The sequence below is a fragment of the Stenotrophomonas sp. JAI102 genome (assembly GCF_013409105.1).
Taxonomy (GTDB): Bacteria; Pseudomonadota; Gammaproteobacteria; order Xanthomonadales; family Xanthomonadaceae; genus Stenotrophomonas; species Stenotrophomonas maltophilia_AA.
In genome coordinates, this window is the sequence record NZ_JACCCI010000004.1 from 174480 (window position 1) to 192438 (window position 17959).

Annotated in this window: 17 protein-coding genes and 1 tRNA gene; 11 read left to right on the plus strand and 7 right to left on the minus strand. The window is 67.7% G+C overall.

The features are described 5' to 3' along the window. The first annotated feature begins 301 nt into the window (after positions 1–301). A complete protein-coding gene (locus HDC96_RS15815; RefSeq protein WP_179460834.1) occupies positions 302–2047 on the plus strand; it encodes a S8 family peptidase in 1746 nt (581 codons plus the stop codon). Between the two features lie 76 nt (positions 2048–2123). Here the strand turns inward: HDC96_RS15815 and HDC96_RS15820 are convergent, their stop codons facing one another. From HDC96_RS15820 to wrbA, 3 genes are all read right to left on the minus strand, one after another. Further along, on the minus strand, positions 2124–2609 hold the full coding sequence (locus HDC96_RS15820) for an asparaginase domain-containing protein (protein WP_121044584.1): 486 nt from the start codon (positions 2607–2609) through the stop codon (positions 2124–2126). A gap of 103 nt (positions 2610–2712) precedes the next feature. After that, the gene (locus HDC96_RS15825; protein WP_179460835.1) at positions 2713–3060 is read right to left on the minus strand and encodes a DUF2069 domain-containing protein; all 348 of its coding nucleotides are present in this window, start codon (positions 3058–3060) and stop codon (positions 2713–2715) included. Next, positions 3057–3647 (minus strand): NAD(P)H:quinone oxidoreductase, encoded by a 591-nt coding sequence (gene wrbA, locus HDC96_RS15830; protein WP_019186096.1) that lies wholly within the window; start codon positions 3645–3647, stop codon positions 3057–3059. The genes HDC96_RS15825 and wrbA overlap by 4 nt, the downstream gene beginning before the upstream one ends. Before the next feature lie 105 nt (positions 3648–3752). Here wrbA and HDC96_RS15835 point away from each other — a divergent pair, with 105 nt between their 5' ends. Both HDC96_RS15835 and HDC96_RS15840 read left to right on the plus strand, forming a co-directional pair. Beyond that, on the plus strand, positions 3753–5027 hold the full coding sequence (locus tag HDC96_RS15835) for a YihY family inner membrane protein (RefSeq protein WP_179460836.1): 1275 nt from the start codon (positions 3753–3755) through the stop codon (positions 5025–5027). Next, on the plus strand, positions 5024–5587 hold the full coding sequence (locus HDC96_RS15840) for a TlpA disulfide reductase family protein (RefSeq protein ID WP_179460837.1): 564 nt from the start codon (positions 5024–5026) through the stop codon (positions 5585–5587). Before HDC96_RS15835 ends, HDC96_RS15840 begins: the two co-directional genes overlap by 4 nt. Before the next feature lie 112 nt (positions 5588–5699). On the opposite strand, the gene ppk2 is transcribed toward HDC96_RS15840, so the two are convergent. From ppk2 to hemA, 4 genes are read right to left on the minus strand one after another with little or no spacing between them, the layout of a single operon-like run. Further along, positions 5700–6479 carry a polyphosphate kinase 2 gene (ppk2, locus tag HDC96_RS15845; RefSeq protein ID WP_179460838.1) on the minus strand — a complete coding sequence of 260 codons (780 nt, stop codon included), beginning with the start codon at positions 6477–6479 and terminating at the stop codon, positions 5700–5702. A 50-nt stretch (positions 6480–6529) separates the two neighbouring features. After that, positions 6530–8239 carry a tetratricopeptide repeat protein gene (locus HDC96_RS15850; protein WP_179460839.1) on the minus strand — a complete coding sequence of 570 codons (1710 nt, stop codon included), beginning with the start codon at positions 8237–8239 and terminating at the stop codon, positions 6530–6532. A gap of 25 nt (positions 8240–8264) precedes the next feature. Next, complete coding sequence (gene prfA, locus HDC96_RS15855) at positions 8265–9350, minus strand: peptide chain release factor 1 (protein ID WP_179460840.1); 1086 nt, start codon at positions 9348–9350, stop codon at positions 8265–8267. After that, complete coding sequence (gene hemA / locus HDC96_RS15860; protein WP_179460841.1) at positions 9328–10626, minus strand: glutamyl-tRNA reductase; 1299 nt, start codon at positions 10624–10626, stop codon at positions 9328–9330. Before hemA ends, prfA begins: the two co-directional genes overlap by 23 nt. Positions 10627–10691: 65 nt before the next feature. On the opposite strand from hemA, the gene HDC96_RS15865 reads away from it, so the two are divergent. From HDC96_RS15865 to ychF, 8 genes are all read left to right on the plus strand, one after another. Further along, positions 10692–12380 carry a tetratricopeptide repeat protein gene (locus HDC96_RS15865; RefSeq protein WP_179460842.1) on the plus strand — a complete coding sequence of 563 codons (1689 nt, stop codon included), beginning with the start codon at positions 10692–10694 and terminating at the stop codon, positions 12378–12380. Next, positions 12377–13036, plus strand: coding sequence for a lipoprotein insertase outer membrane protein LolB (gene lolB / locus HDC96_RS15870; RefSeq protein ID WP_179460843.1), 660 nt, complete (start codon positions 12377–12379; stop codon positions 13034–13036). The genes HDC96_RS15865 and lolB overlap by 4 nt, the downstream gene beginning before the upstream one ends. Before the next feature lie 2 nt (positions 13037–13038). Beyond that, positions 13039–13902 (plus strand): 4-(cytidine 5'-diphospho)-2-C-methyl-D-erythritol kinase, encoded by an 864-nt coding sequence (gene ispE / locus HDC96_RS15875; RefSeq protein ID WP_179461001.1) that lies wholly within the window; start codon positions 13039–13041, stop codon positions 13900–13902. A gap of 9 nt (positions 13903–13911) precedes the next feature. Next, positions 13912–13988, plus strand: a tRNA-Gln gene (locus HDC96_RS15880). Positions 13989–14124: 136 nt separating this feature from the next. Beyond that, positions 14125–15084: a ribose-phosphate diphosphokinase gene (locus tag HDC96_RS15885; protein ID WP_026070235.1), complete on the plus strand. Its 960-nt coding sequence runs from the start codon at positions 14125–14127 to the stop codon at positions 15082–15084. 111 nt (positions 15085–15195) lie between these two features. Beyond that, complete coding sequence (locus tag HDC96_RS15890; RefSeq protein WP_102789571.1) at positions 15196–15810, plus strand: 50S ribosomal protein L25/general stress protein Ctc; 615 nt, start codon at positions 15196–15198, stop codon at positions 15808–15810. A gap of 81 nt (positions 15811–15891) precedes the next feature. After that, the gene (pth, locus tag HDC96_RS15895) at positions 15892–16470 is read left to right on the plus strand and encodes an aminoacyl-tRNA hydrolase (RefSeq protein ID WP_179460844.1); all 579 of its coding nucleotides are present in this window, start codon (positions 15892–15894) and stop codon (positions 16468–16470) included. 121 nt (positions 16471–16591) lie between these two features. Beyond that, a complete protein-coding gene (gene ychF, locus HDC96_RS15900; RefSeq protein WP_179460845.1) occupies positions 16592–17683 on the plus strand; it encodes a redox-regulated ATPase YchF in 1092 nt (363 codons plus the stop codon). Positions 17684–17959: the final 276 nt, after the last annotated feature.

Below are 17959 nucleotides of genomic sequence, written 5' to 3' on the forward strand. Positions count from 1 at the left end.
CGCGCGCGACAGCCATTTCAGACAATCCGTGGCGCAATCGGACCACCCGAAAGGCCGTGAGTTCCTTCACTTTCACAAACCCTCGACCCGGAAAGTCTCAGATCCGACATTTCATGTGACTGAAGTGCAGCTGAAACGTTGTTGATCGGCCAGCCAGCCACTAGCGTCGGGTTGGGCGGTTTGATTCAGGGGAACCGATCCACTCACCCGGCCGATCCGCGCCATCGATTTCAGCAGCCCCCGGATCGGACCTGGATTCTCAGCCGCGACGACGGCATTCACTGTCTGAAAGGGAAATCCGATGTCTCATGTCTCGCAACACCGTTTGCGTCACCGTGCATTGGTTGTACTGGGCGCGTCCGTTCTGTCGACCCTGCTGCTGGCCACCCCGGCGTTCGCCGGCGATGTGCAGTTGAGCGGCCTGTCCTCGGCGCCGACCCATCAGCGCTTCATCGTGAAGTACAAGGACGGCAGCACCGAGGTCGCCACCCCGACCGCGCTGGCCAGCTCGCTCAAGGCCGCCGCCGCGGCAGTGCCGGCCGCACAGGGCCGTGCGCTGGGGCTGCAGAAGCTGCGTCAGCTGGCGATCGGCCCGACCGTGGTCAAGGCCGACCGGCCGCTGGACCGTGCCGAAGCCGAGCTGCTGATGCGTCGCCTGGCCGCCGACCCGAGCGTGGAATACGTCGAAGTCGACCAGCTGATGCAGGCCACCCTGGTGCCCAACGACACGCGTTTCTCCGAGCAGTGGGGCTTCGGCACCAGCAATGCCTCGATCAACGTGCGCCCGGCATGGGACAAGGCCACCGGCACCGGCGTGGTGGTCGCGGTGATCGATACCGGCATCACCAACCATCCCGACCTCAACGCCAACATCCTGCCCGGCTATGACTTCATCAGCGACGCGGCGATGGCGCGCGATGGCGGTGGCCGCGACAACAACCCCAATGACCAAGGCGACTGGTACGCCGCCAACGAATGCGGCTCCGGCATTCCGGCCTCCAACTCGAGCTGGCACGGCACCCACGTGGCCGGCACCGTCGCGGCGGTGACCAACAACAGCACCGGTGTGGCCGGCACGGCCTTCAATGCCAAGGTCGTCCCGGTGCGCGTGCTCGGCAAGTGCGGCGGCTACACCTCCGACATTGCCGACGCGATCGTCTGGGCCTCCGGCGGCACCGTCAGCGGCGTCCCGGCCAACGCCAATCCCGCCGAAGTGATCAACATGTCGCTCGGCGGTGGTGGCAGCTGCTCCACCACCTACCAGACCGCGATCAATGGCGCTGTCTCGCGCGGCACTACCGTGGTGGTCGCCGCGGGCAACAGCAACACCAACGTCTCGTCCTCGGTGCCGGCCAACTGCGCCAACGTCATCGCCGTCGCCGCGACCACGTCGGCCGGCGCCCGTGCCAGCTTCTCCAACTACGGCACCGGCATCGACATCTCGGCGCCGGGGCAGGCGATTCTCTCCACCCTCAACAGCGGCACCACGGTCCCGGGCAGCGCCTCGTACGCGTCCTACAACGGCACGTCGATGGCGGCCCCGCATGTCGCCGGCGTCGTGGCCCTGGTCCAGTCCGTCGCCCCCACCGCGCTGAGCCCGGCCTTCATCGAGAGCCTGCTCAAGAGCACTGCGCGACCTCTGCCGGGCGCCTGCTCGGGTGGCTGCGGCGCAGGCATCGTCGACGCCGATGCGGCGGTGACGGCAGCGCTCAACGGCACCGGCCCGGGACCGGGTACCGGCACCGTGCTGCAGAACAACGTCCCGGTCACCGGCCTCGGCGCCGCCAGCGGTGCCTCGCTGGCCTACACCGTGGCCGTGCCGTCGGGCAGCAGCCAGCTGAAGGTCACCATCGCCGGCGGCAGCGGCGATGCCGATCTCTACGTCCGCTCCGGCAGCGCCCCGACGGATACCGTCTATGCCTGCCGCCCGTACCTCAGCGGCAACAACGAAACCTGCACGATCAGCGCCCCAGCGGCCGGCACCTGGCATGTGCGGGTGAAGGCCTACTCGACCTTCTCCGGGGTCACCCTCACCGCGCAGTACTGATCGCGTTCCCATCGCACCAACGCAGAACGCCCCGGCATGCCGGGGCGTTCGTTCGATCAACACGCGGCGCCAGGGATTACGCCGCTTCGAACCGGTTGGCGGCCACGTTCTTGCGCACCTGCTCCGGATTCCAGATGCGGCCGTTCATCGCAATGTACACACCGCTCGGCAACGACTGCACCGCACCGATCGCACACCCGATGTTGAACTCCGCATCCGAGCCACGGAAGCGCGCCGGGCTCAGCGCACCGGTCATCACGATCGTCTTGTCGGTGATCGACTTCAGCACCTGGCCGGTCTGGACCATGGAGTCGGTCCCGTGCGTCACCAGCACATGCCGCGTCGGCTGCGCCGCGATCGTCGCGCGGATCAACTCGCGGTCATCGTCGGTGATGTGCAGCGAATCCTTGCGCAGGATCGGAATCACATTGAAACGGAAGGTCACGCCCAGCTCGCGCAGGATCATCCCGATCTGCGGATCACCGATCTGATAGTCCGACTTGTCGTCGAAGTAGATCTTGTCGATCGTGCCACCGGTGGTGATGATCAGTAGTTCTTCCATTGCAAGCATCCTGGGTACCAGACAGAAGGGCACGGAACCGCCGCGCCGACCCGTAGATGATACGGCTGCCGCCCGCCGGATGCAGGCCCGCGACGCCGGACGCTCAGTCGGCCGTGCTCTTCGGGCCGAAGCGACGCCGCAGCCCGGGCGTGCTCGCCACCGCGATCACGGCCAGTGCAAGCCCGAGCTCGATCCAGGCCCACAGCGCCACTTCCGGATGGCTCCAGGCGCTCATCACCCCGTGGCTGAACCAGAACAGCGCCAGCACGCCGGCCCAGAACATCGCCTTGCCGCGCCGCACCAGCACCCCCAGCGCCAGCAGCAGCGGCGGCAGGGTGAACACCAGTTGTGTGGCCAGCCAATGCTTGTCCTGCGCGAACCAGACCGCGAACAGCACCGCCAGCGCGACCAGCAGCAGGGCAAGGACGATTTCCTGCGCCCGCGTGCTCACGCCAGCCGCCGTGCGATATCGGCCACCCGCCGCCCCAGCGCCCGCGCCAGGATGCTTTCATCCTCGCTCGGCACCGGGTTGTCGTCCGCGCCGGCGACATGGCTGGCGCCATACGGCGTGCCGCCGGTGGTGGTGTGGCTCAGCGCCGGCTCGGTGAAGGGAATGCCCACGATCAGGCAGCCGTGGTGCAGCAGCGGCACCTGCATCGAGAGCAGGGTCGATTCCTGGCCCCCGTGCAGCGACGCCGTCGAGGTGAATACCCCCGCCGGCTTGCCGGCCAGCGTGCCGTTCACCCACTCCGCGCCCAGCCCGTCCAGGAAATGCTTCACCGGCGCGGCCATGTTGCCGAACCGGGTCGGGCTGCCCAGCAGCAGCCCCGTGCACTCGGCCAGGTCGGCCACGCTCACATACGGTGCGCCGTCCTCGGGCACCGGCGGCAGCGCCGTCTGGGTCACCGCCGCCACCGGCGGCACCGTGCGCAGGCGCGCGCTCATGCCCGGCACCTCACCGATGCCGCGGGCAATCTGGCGGGCAAGCCGTGCCACTGAACCGCCACGGCTGTAGTACAGCACCAGGATCTCCGCCATTTCGCTTCCATCTCGTTGAGTCCGATGCGGCCAGTATGGCAACGCAGCCCGCTGAGGGCGAGGTCCGTGCATGCCGCACACCCGTCATCGGGTACCCTTGCGCCGATGGAACCTCTCGATACGATCAACCTGTGGATCGAACGCGTCCGGGACCGCGCGCGCGCGACCAGCTTCGGCCGCTTCCTGTGGCGCCGCTTCCTCGATGACCGCCTGTTCCAGGCGGCCGCCTCGCTGGCCTACACCACGGTGTTCGCGCTGGTGCCGCTGGCCATCGTCGTGTTCGGGGTGCTCTCCGCGTTCCCGGTGTTCGACCGCTGGAGCGATACCCTCAGCGACTACGTGTTCTCCAACTTCGTGCCCAACGCGGCGCGTGCCGCCGAAGGCTACCTGCGGCAGTTCTCGGCCAGTGCCGGGCAGCTGACTGCCGCAGGCTTCATCGCCCTGGTGGTGTCGCTGCTGATCACCCTCAACAGCGTGGAGGAAACCTTCAACCAGATCTGGCGGGTGAGCTCCACCCGGCCGAAGCTGACCCGCTTCCTGGTCTACTGGACCGTGCTCACCCTCGGCGCGATGCTGGCCGCGGCCTCGCTGGCGGTCTCGGCGCGGGTGTTCGCGCTGCCCCTGTTCGGGACCAGCGAAGGCCGCTGGCTGGCCAACGTGTCGTTGACGGTCGCCCCGATCCTGATCGAGTTCATCTGCATCATGCTGGTCTACCGCGTGGTGCCGCACCACACGGTCAAGTGGCGGCATGCCATTCCCGGTGCGATCCTGGCCGCGCTCATGCTCGAACTGGTGAAGTGGGGCATGGGCGCCTACCTGGGCAGCTTCCAGTCCTACCAGAAGCTCTACGGCACGGTCGCCTTCGTACCGATCCTGCTGCTGTGGATCTACCTGTGCTGGGTGTCGGTGCTGCTCGGCGCCTCGCTGGCCTCTTCGATCGCCGCGTTCCGCTATCAGCCGGCCGACCTGCGCCTGCCGGTAGGCTATGAACTCTACGGGCTGCTGCGCCTGATCGGCCGGTTCCACCAGGCACGCGCCGAAGGCCGCAGCCTGGATGACGACGAGATCCTGAGGCTGGAACCGATGCTGACCGACTCGCTGCTGCAGACCCTGCTCTGCGACCTTGAAGCGATCCGCGTGGTCCGTCGTGACGAGCAGGGTGAATGGCTGCTGGCACGCGACCTGGACAAACTCACCCTGGCCGACCTGTACGAGACCACGCAGATGCGTATCCCGATCAAGGAAGCCTACCTGCCGTATCGCGACGACAGTCTCGGTACGGCCTCGGTGGCCGCGCTGGACACGCTGCGCCTGCCGCTGCGCGAACTGCTCAAGCGCCGCGTCAGCGATATCTACACGATCCCTGGAGAAAAGCCATGACCGCCAAGCCCCTGCTGCTGGCCCTCGGCCTGCTGACGCTGGCCGCCTGCAACAAACCCGCCGCCCAGAGCGAGGCCGCCGCGCCCGCCGCCCCGGCGCCGATCGAAGAACCGGGCACGCCGTCGACGGAGGCCGTTCCGGCCACCGAGCGCAAGACCGTTGAACAGCCCACGCTCAAGGCCAAGGCGCTGGATGGCACCGATTACGACCTGGCCGCGCACCGCGGCAAATGGGTGGTGGTGAACTTCTGGGCGACCTGGTGCGCGCCGTGCCGCAAGGAAATGCCCGAGCTGTCCGCGCTGCACGCGATGCGCAGCGAGATCGAAGTGGTCGGGCTGGCCTTCGAGGACATCGAGCCGGCCGAGATGAAGGCCTTCCTGCAGAAGCGTCCGGTCACCTATCCGATCGTGATCGTGGATACCTACAACCCGCCGGAAGACTTCGCGATCCCGCGCGGCCTGCCGATGACCTACCTGATCGCGCCGGATGGCAAGGTCGCCAAGGAATTCCTCGGCCCGGTCACCGCGCATGACATCGAAGCGCGGATCAAGGAAGGCTGAGCCTCACGGGCGTGCCGGCGGATACCCGGCATGCCTGTGCCTCGCTGTGCCCGGTAGATCCACGCCACGCGTCGATACGAAATGCATGAAAGCATCCACGCATGGCGTGGATCTACGCGACAACGAAGGGTTCAATGGGCTTCAAGACCCCGAAGTGCTCCTTGTACAGCTTGCCCTTCAGCGGTGGCAGCGCCAGCACCGGTTCGTCCACGCGGGTATCGGGCAGGCGGTCGAGCAGGTTGCGGATCAGGCCCAGGCGCCCGCGTTTCTGGTCATTGAAGTCCACCAGGGTCCACGGCGCCGCGTCGTTGTGGGTCGCGCGCAGCATCGCTTCGCGGCTCTCGGTATAGGCGCTGTACTTGCTGCGTGATTTGAGATCCACCGGCGACAGCTTCCAGCCCTTCAGCGGATCGAGGTGACGCTCGGCGAAGCGCTTTTCCTGCTGCGCCTGGTCCACGCTCAGCCAGTATTTGAACAGCACGATGCCATCGTCGACCAGCAGCTTCTCGAACACCGGCGTCTGCGCCAGGAAGCTGTGGTACTGCGCTTCGGTGCAATACCCCATGACACGTTCGACGCCGGCGCGGTTGTACCAGCTGCGGTCCATCAGCACGATCTCGCCGGCCGCAGGCAGGTGGGCGACATAGCGCTGGAAATACCATTGCGTGCTTTCGCGGTCGGTCGGTTTGGGCAGCGCGACCACCTTGCACTGGCGCGGATTGAGGTGCTCGGCGATGGCCTGGATCGCGCCGCCTTTGCCGGCCGTGTCGCGGCCTTCGAACAGCACCAGCACGCGCTGCCCGGTGTGCTGCACCCAGCGCGCCATCGCCGCCAGTTCCAGTTGCATCGGTTCCAGCAGGGCCTGGTACTCCTTGCGCTTGAGCTTGCCCATCGGCGTGCCTCGGTGATCCACGGGGAGCCCGAGCCTAGCGCAGCCGATGCTCAGGCGATGTGTGGGCCCTGCCAGCCACGCTCACGGGCAAGCGTTTCGATCACCTCGGTGATGTCGCGTGCGAAGCCGGCCATGTCGAACAGGCCGCTGTCCTCGCGGCGCTGTGCCAGCGTGGCGCGCGCGACCTGCAGCGCAGCCGGGTCGTTGCCGAGCCGGAGGGCGGTGGCCACGAACGCCGCGTCGTCGGCCACGTTGAAATCGTGCATGCCCAGATGATGATTCAGGCTGCCGGCCACGCGCGAGGCGAACGTCGCGCCGGGGCAGGTCAGCACCGGGCAGCCGGCCCACAGCGCATCCGAGGCGGTGGTGTGGGCGTTGTAGGGATGCGTGTCCAGGAACAGGTCGGCGTGCTGGTAACGCGCCAGATACTGCGGGTGCGGCAGGCGTGGCATGAACACCAGCCGCGCCGGATCCAGCTGTGCCTGGCGGGCCGCGCTGCGCAGCCGCGCATCGGCGTTGCCCGGGCCGGACAGCAGCCACAACACGCTGCCGGGCACACCCTGCAGCACCGCGAACAGCCGCTGCATGCTGCGCGGGTTGAGCTTGTAGCTGTTGTTGAAACAGCACAGCACCACGCCGTGCGCGGGCAGGCCGCAATCCTCGCGCGCGGGCACCGGCTCCAGCATCCGGGTGTTGTCCGACGGCTGGAACGCGCGCGGCAGCCGCCGCACGTTCTCACTGAAGGCCGGCGCCATCGCCTCGGGGAGCACGAAGGCATCGGCCAGTACATGATCGATCCACGGCGCGCCGGAGGTACCCGGGTAAGCCAGCCAGTTGATCTGCACCGGGGCCGGGCGCATCGCCAGCACCTGCGGGGTGCCGCCGCCGCCCCAGCCGCGCAGATCGAACAGCACATCGATGCCGGACTCGCGGATGCGCCGGGCGATGATCTGATGCGGCTGCGTGCTGACATCGTGCAGCATGTTGGCCGCCTGCTGCAGGCGCTGGCGGATGGGGCTGCCGTCGTCCCCGGTGAGCGCGAACAGATGCAGCTCCAGCGTGCCGAGCGCACGCAGCTGCTCGAACAACGCGACGGTCAGCAGGCCGGTCGGATGGGCGCCGAAGCCGTTGGAGAGAAAGCCGACCCGCAACCTGCCCTGCGGCCGCACCGTGCTCGGGGGCAGGCGCGCAATGCCCTCGGCCAGGGCGGCCGCGCGCTGGCGGGCGCAGGCGAGCTGCTCGGCGGCGCTGCTGTCTTCGCTGAGGAAGGCGAACGGTTCGACCACCGCCTGGCCCTGCGCGACGGCCTGGCGGACCTGCGCCGACAGCCGCTCCAGATCGCGCCAGTCGCACAGGCGGCGCTGCCAGTTGAGCAGCTGCGCGGTGATGTAGGGCTCGCCCGGCAGCAGGCGATGCGCATGGCGATAGGCATCGGCGGCCGCTTCGGGCTGGCCGGCATCTTCCAGTGCGTGGCCGAGCCACAGGGTGATGCCGGGATGTTGGGGGGCGCGATCCGCCGCCTGGCGCAGCAGCGTGGCCGCCTCGCCGTGGCGACCCTGCATCCAGCGTGCGCGACCCAGCCGGGCCAGCGCTTCGGGATGGTCGCCGCGCAGTTGCAGGGCGCGCGTAGCGGCCTGTTCGCCCGCCCGCACATCGCCGGCCTCCAGCTCCGCGTCGGCCAGCATGACCCAGGCGATGAAGTCCGCCGGTTGCCGCTGCACGGCCTGGCGCAGCTGCAGGCGCTGCGGATCGGCACTCATCGCTGCCGCTCGGCGGCCGCCATGCTCAGTGGCCTTCCGCGAGCCGGGCCAGCTCGTCGGCCTGGTGTTCGTGGGTCAGGCGGCTGACCAGCGCATCCAGATCGCCGGTCAGGATGTTGGGCAGGTCGTACAGGGTCAGGCCTTCCACGCGATGGTCGGTGATCCGCCCCTGCGGGAAGCTGTAGGTGCGGATGCGCTGGCTGCGGTCGCCACTGCCGACCTGCAAGCGGCGGCTTTCGGCCTGGGCCGCGGCCTGCTTGCTGCGCTCGGTATCCAGCAGCTGCGCCTTGAGGCGCTTCATCGCCTTGTCGCGGTTGGCGTGCTGGCTGCGTTCGGTCTGGCACTCCACCACCACGCCGCTGGGCAGGTGGGTGATGCGGATCGCCGATTCGGTCTTGTTGACGTGCTGGCCACCGGCGCCGGAGGAGCGGTAGGTGTCCACGCGCAGGTCGGCCGGGTTGATCACCACGTCCTCGACATCGTCCGCCTCGGGGATGATCGCCACGGTCGCGGCCGAGGTATGGATGCGCCCCTGCGACTCGGTCGCCGGCACGCGCTGCACGCGGTGCGTGCCCGATTCGAACTTCAGCCGCGAGAACGCGCCACGGCCCACCACGCGCGCCACGACTTCCTTGTAGCCGCCGTGTTCGCCCGGGTTGTCCGATTCGATTTCGACCTTCCAGCCCTGCCGCTCGGCATAGCGCGCGTACATGCGGAACAGGTCGCCGGCGAAGATCGCCGCCTCGTCGCCGCCGGTGCCGGCGCGCACTTCCAGGAACAGGTTGCCGTCGTCGCGCGGATCGCGCGGCACCAGCAGCAGGGCCAGTTCTTCATCCAGCTGCTGCAGGCGCTGCTGCGCGGCGGTGATTTCCTCGTCGGCCAGCTCGCGCAGGTCCGGATCGTCGCGCATCGCTTCGGCGGCGGCGAGATCGGCCTTGGCACGGGCTTCGTCGGCCAGCGCGGTGGCGACCGGCTCCAGCTGCGAGAACTCCCGCGAGAGCGCGCGGAAACGGTCGTTGTCGCCGACCACGGCCGGGTCGGACAACAGGCGTTCGAGTTCTTCGCGGCGCTCGGCCAGCGCTTCGAGCTTACGGCGCAGGGTCGGCGTCATCTTTCCTCGCTACATCGTTACGCACGGCAGGGTGCTGGTAACCCGGCTTGGCCGGGAACAGGCGCTCGGCGGCGCGGGTGAGTTCAGTATCGCCGCTGAGCGCGGCCGCGCGCAGGGCGGCGGTCGGGGGGTGCAGCAGGCGGTTGGTCAGGCCGTGCGCGAGCAGCTCGAGCACTTCCTCCGGCGATTTGCCGTGGGCCAGCTGCTGGCGGGCTTTCTCGAGCATCTCCACGCGGGTCGCTTCGCCATAGGCGCGCAGCTGCCGCAGCGGGGCCTGGTGAGCGCTGGCCTGCAGGGTTTCAACGAAGCGCGCGACCTGCAGTTCGATGATCGCCTCGGCCTCGGCTGCAGCTTCCCGACGGCTGCGGCGGTTGTCTTCGACCGCGCGCTCCAGATCGTCGACGGTGTACAGGAAGGCGTCGGCCAGTTCGCCCACGCCGGCCTCGATGTCACGCGGCACGGCCAGATCGAACAGCAGCATCGGCTTGTGCTTGCGCGTCTTCAGCGCGGCGGCCACCTGCGCCCGGGTGATCACCGGCTCACGCGCGGCCGTGGCCGAGAACACCACGTCGGCCTCGCCCAGATGACGGTCCAGCTCGCTCAGCGGCAGGGCGACACCGCCATGACGGCTGGCCAGCTCCTGCGCATGCGTGAGGGTGCGATTGGCGATCAGCAGCCGGCGCACGCGCCCTTCGCTCAGGTGGCGCGCGGCCAGCTCGATGGTCTCGCCGGCGCCGACCAGCAGCACGGTGGAATCTTCCAGCCGCGCGAACGAGTTCTGCGCCAGGCGCACCGCGGTGGAGGCCACCGAAACCGGGTTGGCGCCCACGCGGGTATCGGTGCGGGCGCGCTTGGCCACCGAGAAAGTCTGCTGGAACAACCGGTCCAGGCGCTGGCCGAGCAGGCCGTGATCGCGCGCCAGGGCCCAGGCATCCTTCACCTGCCCGAGGATCTGCGGCTCGCCCAGCACCATCGAGTCCAGCCCGGTGGCGACCCGGAACAGGTGGCGGACCGCATCGGCGTCGGCGTGCTGGTAGAGGTAGCCGTGCAGCGTGCCGGCATGCGACTCCAGCCACTGCGCCAGCGCGTCACCGGATTCGGCGACCGCGTACAGCTCGGTGCGGTTGCAGGTGGAGAGCAGGACCGCCTCGGCCACCTGCGGGGTATCGCGCAGCGACGCCAATGCCTGGGGCAGGGCGTCGCCGCCAAAGGAGGCGCGTTCGCGCAGTTCCACTGGCGCGGTCTGGTGATTCAGTCCGAGCACCCACAGGGTCATTGTTCAGTTGCTTGCGATAAGCTGCTGGCCATTCAAGTCGTCATTTTAAGGCTCAGATGCCCCCGATGCCCGCATTGATTCGCATCTCCAGCGTTCTGCTGCTGTCTTTGTTCACCGCCAACGCCCTGGCCGCCCCTCCGGCAGCCCCGGCCAAGGCCAGGGACAGCGCGGCCGAGGCGATCCCCCTGGCCCCGGTCATGGCGGGCGAATTCGCCCTGCAGGCCGGCAAACTGGGCGATGCCGCACGCTGGTACCTGGAGGCGGCCGAGGCCAGCGACGGCGATGCCGGGCTGGCCGAGCGCGCCGCCCGGATCGCCATGCTGGCCAACGACGACAAGCGCGCCGCCCGCGCGCTGGCCCTGTGGGAGCAGCGCGCACCGCGCTCGCTGGCCATGCGCAGCAGCACGGCCGCGCTGGACATGCGCCAGCACAAGGTGAAAGCCGCCCGCACCGAGCTGCAGGCCCTGCTCAAGGATCCCGACCCGACCGCGTGGAAGTTCGCGATCGGTGCCCTGATCAGCGGCGGCAACGATCCGAAGGTGCCGGCCCAGGTGCTCGGCGAGCTGGTCGATGCCAACGCGATCCCCGATCGCCTGGAGGTCTGGCAGGAGTTCGGCCGCCTGGCGATGCGCATGGAGCAGCCCGAGCTGGCCCGGCGCATGGTCGATGAGGTGGTCAGGCGCTTCCCCGATGAGCCGCGCGTGGCCCTGCTGCATGCCAGCCAGCTCAACCAGGCCGGCAAGACCGATGAGGCCCTGGCCCTGTTGAAGGGCGTGGAGCCCAAGACCACCCGGGATCCCGAGCTGCGCAACGCGGTGGCGATCTCCTACGACCTGATGGGGCAGCCTGCGGCGGCCGAGCGCGTGCTGGCGGTCGGCCCGCAGGATGTGCAGACCTACGGCATGCGCGCCTCGCTGCTGGCCAAGCAGAAGGATGATCCGGGCCTGCTGGCGCTGTATACCGCTATCTCGAAGCAGGCGACCAAGCCGGATCCGGCCCAGCGCCTGCTGCTGGGCAAGATCGCCGAGTACCTCAAGCGCTACGAGGAGGCGGTCAACTGGTACCACAGCGTGCCCGGTGGCCCGGAACGCGATGAGTCGCGCCTGCGCGCGGCCAATGCGCAGAACGAACTGGGCCGCACCGACAAGGCGCTGGCCGAGGTGCACGCGATCCAGTCCGATGCGACCGTGGATGACGATGCCCGCCGCGATGCCTATCTGCTGGAGGCCGAGCTGCGCCAGCGCGGCAACGACGATGCCGGCGAGCTGGATGCGCTGGCCCGTGGCCTGGCCGCATATCCGGACGAGAACGCGCTGCTGTATGCCCGCGCGCTGGCCTGGGAGCGCCGCGATGACATCCCGCGTGCCGAGGCCGACCTGCGCAAGGTGCTGGTCACCGACCCGGAGAACATCGCCGCGCTCAACGCGCTCGGCTACACCCTGGCCGACCGCACGCAGCGTTATCAGGAAGCACTGGAGCTGATCGACCGCGCGCGCGTGGCCGAGCCGGACAACGCCGCCATCGTCGACAGCTACGGCTGGGTGCTGTATCGCCTGGGCCGCAATGAAGAAGCGCTGGTGCAGCTGCGCCGCGCCTGGACCCTGTCCAAGGACCCCGAGATCGCCGCGCATGTGGGCGAGGTGCTGTGGGTATTGAACAAGAAGGACGAGGCGCGCCACTTCTTTGAAGAGGCCCGCAAGCTCGACCCGGACAACCGCGCCCTGCAGCGCGTGATCGAGAAATACGGCGTATGAATCTGGTGTCCCTGAAGGCCGCGTTCGCCGCGGCCGTGGCGTTGTCGCTCTCCGCCTGCGTGTCGCTGGATGAGCGCAAGGCCCCCTCCGCTCCGACCGTGGTCAGCACTGTCTCGGCCGCTGCACAGCAGGCCGAGACCGAACGCGTCGCCGCCGTGCGCACGCAGCCGGCCTGGTCGTTCCAGGGCCGGGTGGCGATCAGCAAGGGTCGCAACGGGGGCAGTGGCCGCATCGACTGGCAGCAGCAGGCCGCCGGGTATGTGGTCGAGCTCAGCGCGCCGGTCACAAGGCAGAGCTGGAAGCTGACCGGCGACAGCCATCACGAGGGCGGCCGCCTGGAAGGTCTGGAAGGCGGCACGCGCGAGGGCGAAGATGCCCAGCAGGTCCTGCTGGAAGCCACCGGCTGGGATATCCCGGTCAACCAGCTGCCGGATTGGGTGCGCGGCCTGGTCGCCGACGCGGCCCCGGTAGAGCTGATCGAGCGCGACGGCGAGGGGCGCCCGCGTCGTGTGCAGCAGATGGGGTGGGAGATCCAGTACCTCGACTGGTACCCGGCCGAAGCCGGTCGCCCGGTGCTGCCGCGCCGGATCGAAGCGGTCAATGGCGACGCGAAGGTGCGCCTGGTGGTCGACAGCTGGGTGCTGGCCGGCCCATGAAGATGCTGGATACGGTCGATGGCGGGTCGACCTGGCCGGCCCCGGCCAAGCTGAACCTGTTCCTGCACATCACCGGGCGGCGCCCGGACGGCTATCACCAGCTGCAGACCGTGTTCCGGCTGCTCGACTGGGGCGATCGCATCCACCTGCGGGTGCGGAACGATGGCCGGATCCGGCGTGAAGGTATCTCGGTCGCCGGGGTGGCCGAAGCCGATGATCTGGCGGTGCGTGCCGCCCATCTGCTTAAAAAATCAGCGAATGTCGCCCAAGGTGCCGACATCGGCATCGAAAAAGTGGTGCCGGCGGGTGGTGGCTTCGGCGGAGGCTCGTCCGACGCCGCTACCGTCCTGGTTGCGTTGAACCGCCTCTGGAACGCCGGCCTGGACGTGGATGCGCTTGCCGCGCTGGGTCTGCAGCTGGGCGCGGACGTGCCGGTCTTCGTGCGCGGGCACAACGCCTGGGCCGAAGGCGTGGGCGAACGGCTCACCCCGATGACGTTGCCGCCGGCCTGGTTCGTGCTGGTCCATCCGGGTGTTCACGTGCCGACCCCGGCACTTTTCGCATCACCGGATTTGACGCGGGATGCCCCAGTGGCGAAAATAGCGGACTTCGCTTCCGGGTCTTTGCTCGGGAATGCGTTCGAGCCGGTCCTGCGCCGCCGCGAACCTGCCGTAGAGGCAGCGCTCGCAGCGTTGAGCAGTATCGGCCGGGCACGACTCACCGGGTCGGGAAGCGGTTGTTTCGTCGAGTTCGCCACGCGCGCTGCTGCAGAGCAGGGCCTGGCGCAATTGCCGAAAGAACTGCGGGCATGGGTGGCTGCGGGCGTGGAGCGCTCGCCACTGCTTGATGTACTCGAGCGTTACTGATTTTGATGCAGGGGCGTCGCCAAGAGGCCCAAGGCACCAGGTTTTGATCCTGGCATTCGGAGGTTCGAATCCTCCCGCCCCTGCCACTAGCGGATATCTGCCGCGACTCCATGCGCATGTCTGCGCGGGCGCGGTGCATACGCCGCGGTGTTGTCACCGCAGACGCCTCCGGGTGCCGGCGGCCCAGTTCTCCGCCAATCGCTCCCGCCCGAGACCGTCATGATGCAAGAACACCCCAACCTGCTGGTATTTTCCGGCAACGCCAACAAGCGCCTTGCGCAGAGCATCTGCAAGGAACTGGGGGTGCGGCCTGGCAAGGCATTGGTGTCGCGCTTCTCCGATGGTGAGGTGCAGGTCGAGATCGAGGAAAACGTCCGCAAGCAGGACGTCTTCGTCATCCAGCCGACCTGTGCGCCCAGCGCCGAGAACCTGATGGAACTGCTGGTCCTGATCGATGCGCTCAAGCGCGCCTCGGTCAACAGTGTCACCGCCGTGGTGCCGTATTTCGGCTACTCGCGCCAGGATCGCCGCATGCGCTCCTCGCGCGTGCCGATCACCGCCAAGGTGGCTGCAAAGATGTTCAGCGCTGTCGGGGCTGACCGGGTACTGACGGTGGATCTGCATGCCGATCAGATCCAGGGCTTCTTCGACATGCCGGTGGACAATGTGTACGCCTCGCCGCTGCTGCTCGCCGATATCTGGCGCGCCTACGGCACGGAGAACCTGATCGTGGTGTCCCCGGACGTGGGTGGTGTGGTGCGCGCGCGCGCCGTCGCCAAGCGCCTGGACGATGCCGATCTGGCGATCATCGACAAGCGCCGCCCGCGCGCCAACGTCTCCACCGTGATGAACATCATCGGTGACGTCGAAGGCAAGACCTGCGTGATGGTCGATGACATCGTCGATACGGCCGGCACCCTGTGTGCGGCCGCTGCAGCCCTGAAGGCGCGTGGCGCCCTCAAGGTCGCCGCGTACTGCACCCACGCCGTGCTCTCGGGCCCGGCGGTGGACAACATCAACAACTCCCAGCTCGATGAGCTGGTGGTGACCGACACCATCCCGCTGCGTGAAGAGGCGCGGGTGTGCAGCAAGATCCGCCAGCTCAGCGTGGCGGAAATGCTGGCCGAGACGATGCGCCGCATCGCCTTCGGTGAGTCGGTCAGCTCGCTGTACGTGGATTGATTTTTCCGCCCGCCGGCAACGGCGGGTGGTTTCCCGGGGACATCTGGTCGCGGATGTTCCCTCATCGCTTCGCCATCACGGCGGGGCAAACAACGAAGGTAGTAAACCAGCATGGCCAAGAATCATGAAATCAAGGTCGTCCAGCGCGAACTGCAAGGCAAGGGTGCGAGCCGCCGCCTGCGTGGCGCTGGCCAGATCCCGGCGATCATCTACGGCGGCGACGTCGAGCCGAGCGTCATCCAGCTCAACCACAACGAAATCTGGCTGGCCCAGCAGAACGAGTGGTTCTACTCGTCCATCCTGGACCTGAACCTGGACGGCAAGGTCACCAAGGTGCTGCTGCGTGACATGCAGCGCCACCCGTTCAAGCAGCTGATCCTGCACCTGGATTTCCTGCGCGTGAACGAGAACGAAGCGCTGACCGCCAACGTCCCGCTGCACTTCATCAACGAAGACACCTCGCCGGCCGGCAAGGCTGCCGACGTCGTGGTCACCCACGAACTGAAGGAAGTGAGCATCACCTGCCTGCCGAAGGACCTGCCGGAATCGATCGACGTCGACCTGGCCGACCTGAAGGCTGGTGACGTGATCTACCTGTCGGACATCAAGCTGCCGAAGGGCGTCGAGATCCCGGCCCTGGCCCAGGGCAAGGACCATGACGACGCGATCGTCACCGCCAAGCTCGGCAAGGAAGAAGCTGCCGACGAAGCGCCGGCTGCAGAGTAAGTGATTGCGGCGCTTGTCCTTCGGGGCAGGCGCCGTTTCTGTATGTACCGGCACAGGGCTGGTACCGACGAAAGAAGAGTAATGACAGGATTGCGATTGATCGTTGGTCTGGGCAACCCCGGACCCGAGCACGCCCAGACCCGGCACAATGCCGGGTTTCGTTTCATTGACGCCCTGGTCGAACAGGCCGGCGCGCGCTGGAGCGTGGACAGCAAGTTGTTCGGCGAGACCGCCAAGGTCGACATCGCCGGCCAGCCGGTATGGCTGCTCAAGCCCGCGACCTTCATGAACCTCAGTGGCAAATCGGTCACCGCGGCGCAGCGCTTCTGGAAGATCGAACCGGAAGAAACCCTGCTGGCGCACGACGAGCTGGACCTGCCGCCCGGCGTGGCACGGCTCAAGTTCGACGGTGGCCACGGCGGCCAGAATGGCCTGCGCGACACCATCCGCCTGCTCGGCCATGGCAGGTTCCACCGCCTGCGCATCGGCATCGGCCATCCCGGCCACAAGGACCGCGTGGTCCCGTGGGTCCTGGGGCGTGCCAGCAAGGACGATGATGTGCTGATCGGGCATGCGGTCAACGATGCGATCGACGTCCTGCCGCTGGCAGTGCGCGGCGATTTCAGCGAAGCGATGAAGCGGCTGCACACCCCGAAGTAGCGTGGCCGGTAATTGACGTTACCGGTAGGTACCGACCGTTGGTCGGTACGGAGAATGATTGGAAAAGCAGCGCCGAACGTCGCTGTTTCCCCAATCACTTTCACCCCAGAGGTTGTCAAAGATGGGTATCAAATGCGGCATCGTCGGTCTGCCCAACGTCGGCAAATCGACCCTGTTCAATGCGCTGACCAAGGCGGGCATCGCGGCGGCCAACTTCCCGTTCTGCACGATCGAACCGAACGTCGGCATCGTGCCGGTGCCGGATCCGCGTCTGAACGAGCTGGCCGCGATCATCAACCCGCAGAAGGTCATCCCGACCGCGGTCGAGTTCGTGGACATCGCCGGCCTCGTCGCCGGCGCGGCCAGTGGTGAAGGCCTGGGCAACAAGTTCCTGGCCCACATCCGCGAAGTGGATGCGATCACCCACGTGGTGCGCTGCTTCGAGAATGCCGACGTCATCCACGTCAACAACAAGGTGGACCCGCTCTCGGACATCGACACCATCGATACCGAACTGGCCCTGGCCGATCTGGACAGCGTCGAGAAGGCCCTGAACCGCGCCGAGCGCGCCGCCAAGGGGGGCGACAAGGAAGCGGCCGCCCGCAAGCCGGTGCTGGCCAAGCTGCAGGCCGCGCTGGCCGACGGCAAGGCCGGTCGTACCGCCGGCCTGGACGAGGAAGAGAAGGCGCTGGTGCGTGAGCTGTTCCTGCTGACCCTCAAGCCGGTGATGTACATCGCCAACGTGCTGGAAGACGGCTTCGAGAACAATCCGCATCTGGACGCCGTGCGCGCCCGTGCCGCAGAAGAGGGCGCGCAGGTCGTGCCGGTCTCGGCTGCGATCGAAGAAGAGCTGTCCCAGCTCGACGACGAAGACCGCGATACGTTCCTGGCCGACCTGGGCCTGTCCGAGCCGGGCCTGAACCGCGTGATCTACGCGGCGTACCAGCTGCTGGGCCTGCAGACCTACTTCACCGCGGGCGTGAAGGAAGTCCGCGCGTGGACCGTGCGCAAGGGTGCCACCGCCCCGCAGGCCGCCGCCGTGATCCACACCGACTTCGAGAAGGGCTTCATCCGCGCCGAAACCATCGCGTATGACGACTTCATCAAGTACAAGGGCGAAGCCGGTGCCAAGGAAGCCGGGCGCCTGCGCCTGGAAGGCAAGGAATACCGCGTCCAGGAAGGCGACATCCTGCACTTCCGCTTCAACGTCTGAGTTCCTCGCACGTTGATGCCCGAACGCCCCGCCTCGCGCGGGGCGTTTGCGTTTGTGCCGCGCACATTCCGCACCCGAGTGGGATGGATAAAAAATGACCAGGCATCGAAACCCTTGCCTGGTATGTCTCCGCCTCACTTGTCCACAGCAAACCCCCACGCCTCTCCACGCACCGTGTGGAAAACCCCTGCGCGGGAGTGCCGGCCGCTGGCCGGCACCGCGACGCACCCGCCCTCAAGCGACGTGGTCAATTCATGACCACCACTGAAAACCGTT

Excerpts from the sequence above, each read along its gene's own strand:
- pth (WP_179460844.1), top strand. The coding sequence starts at position 15,892 with ATGACAGGATTGCGATTGATCGTTGGTCTGGGCAACCCCGGACCCGAG.
- HDC96_RS15890 (WP_102789571.1), top strand. The coding sequence starts at position 15,196 with ATGGCCAAGAATCATGAAATCAAGGTCGTCCAGCGCGAACTGCAAGGC.
- HDC96_RS15835 (WP_179460836.1), top strand. The coding sequence starts at position 3,753 with ATGGAACCTCTCGATACGATCAACCTGTGGATCGAACGCGTCCGGGAC.
- HDC96_RS15840 (WP_179460837.1), top strand. The coding sequence starts at position 5,024 with ATGACCGCCAAGCCCCTGCTGCTGGCCCTCGGCCTGCTGACGCTGGCC.
- ychF (WP_179460845.1), top strand. The coding sequence starts at position 16,592 with ATGGGTATCAAATGCGGCATCGTCGGTCTGCCCAACGTCGGCAAATCG.
- HDC96_RS15885 (WP_026070235.1), top strand. The coding sequence starts at position 14,125 with ATGCAAGAACACCCCAACCTGCTGGTATTTTCCGGCAACGCCAACAAG.
- ppk2 (WP_179460838.1), bottom strand. The coding sequence starts at position 6,479 with ATGGGCAAGCTCAAGCGCAAGGAGTACCAGGCCCTGCTGGAACCGATG.
- HDC96_RS15865 (WP_179460842.1), top strand. The coding sequence starts at position 10,692 with ATGCCCGCATTGATTCGCATCTCCAGCGTTCTGCTGCTGTCTTTGTTC.
- hemA (WP_179460841.1), bottom strand. The coding sequence starts at position 10,626 with ATGACCCTGTGGGTGCTCGGACTGAATCACCAGACCGCGCCAGTGGAA.
- ispE (WP_179461001.1), top strand. The coding sequence starts at position 13,039 with ATGCTGGATACGGTCGATGGCGGGTCGACCTGGCCGGCCCCGGCCAAG.
- HDC96_RS15850 (WP_179460839.1), bottom strand. The coding sequence starts at position 8,239 with ATGAGTGCCGATCCGCAGCGCCTGCAGCTGCGCCAGGCCGTGCAGCGG.
- HDC96_RS15815 (WP_179460834.1), top strand. The coding sequence starts at position 302 with ATGTCTCATGTCTCGCAACACCGTTTGCGTCACCGTGCATTGGTTGTA.
- HDC96_RS15820 (WP_121044584.1), bottom strand. The coding sequence starts at position 2,609 with ATGGAAGAACTACTGATCATCACCACCGGTGGCACGATCGACAAGATC.
- prfA (WP_179460840.1), bottom strand. The coding sequence starts at position 9,350 with ATGACGCCGACCCTGCGCCGTAAGCTCGAAGCGCTGGCCGAGCGCCGC.
- wrbA (WP_019186096.1), bottom strand. The coding sequence starts at position 3,647 with ATGGCGGAGATCCTGGTGCTGTACTACAGCCGTGGCGGTTCAGTGGCA.
- lolB (WP_179460843.1), top strand. The coding sequence starts at position 12,377 with ATGAATCTGGTGTCCCTGAAGGCCGCGTTCGCCGCGGCCGTGGCGTTG.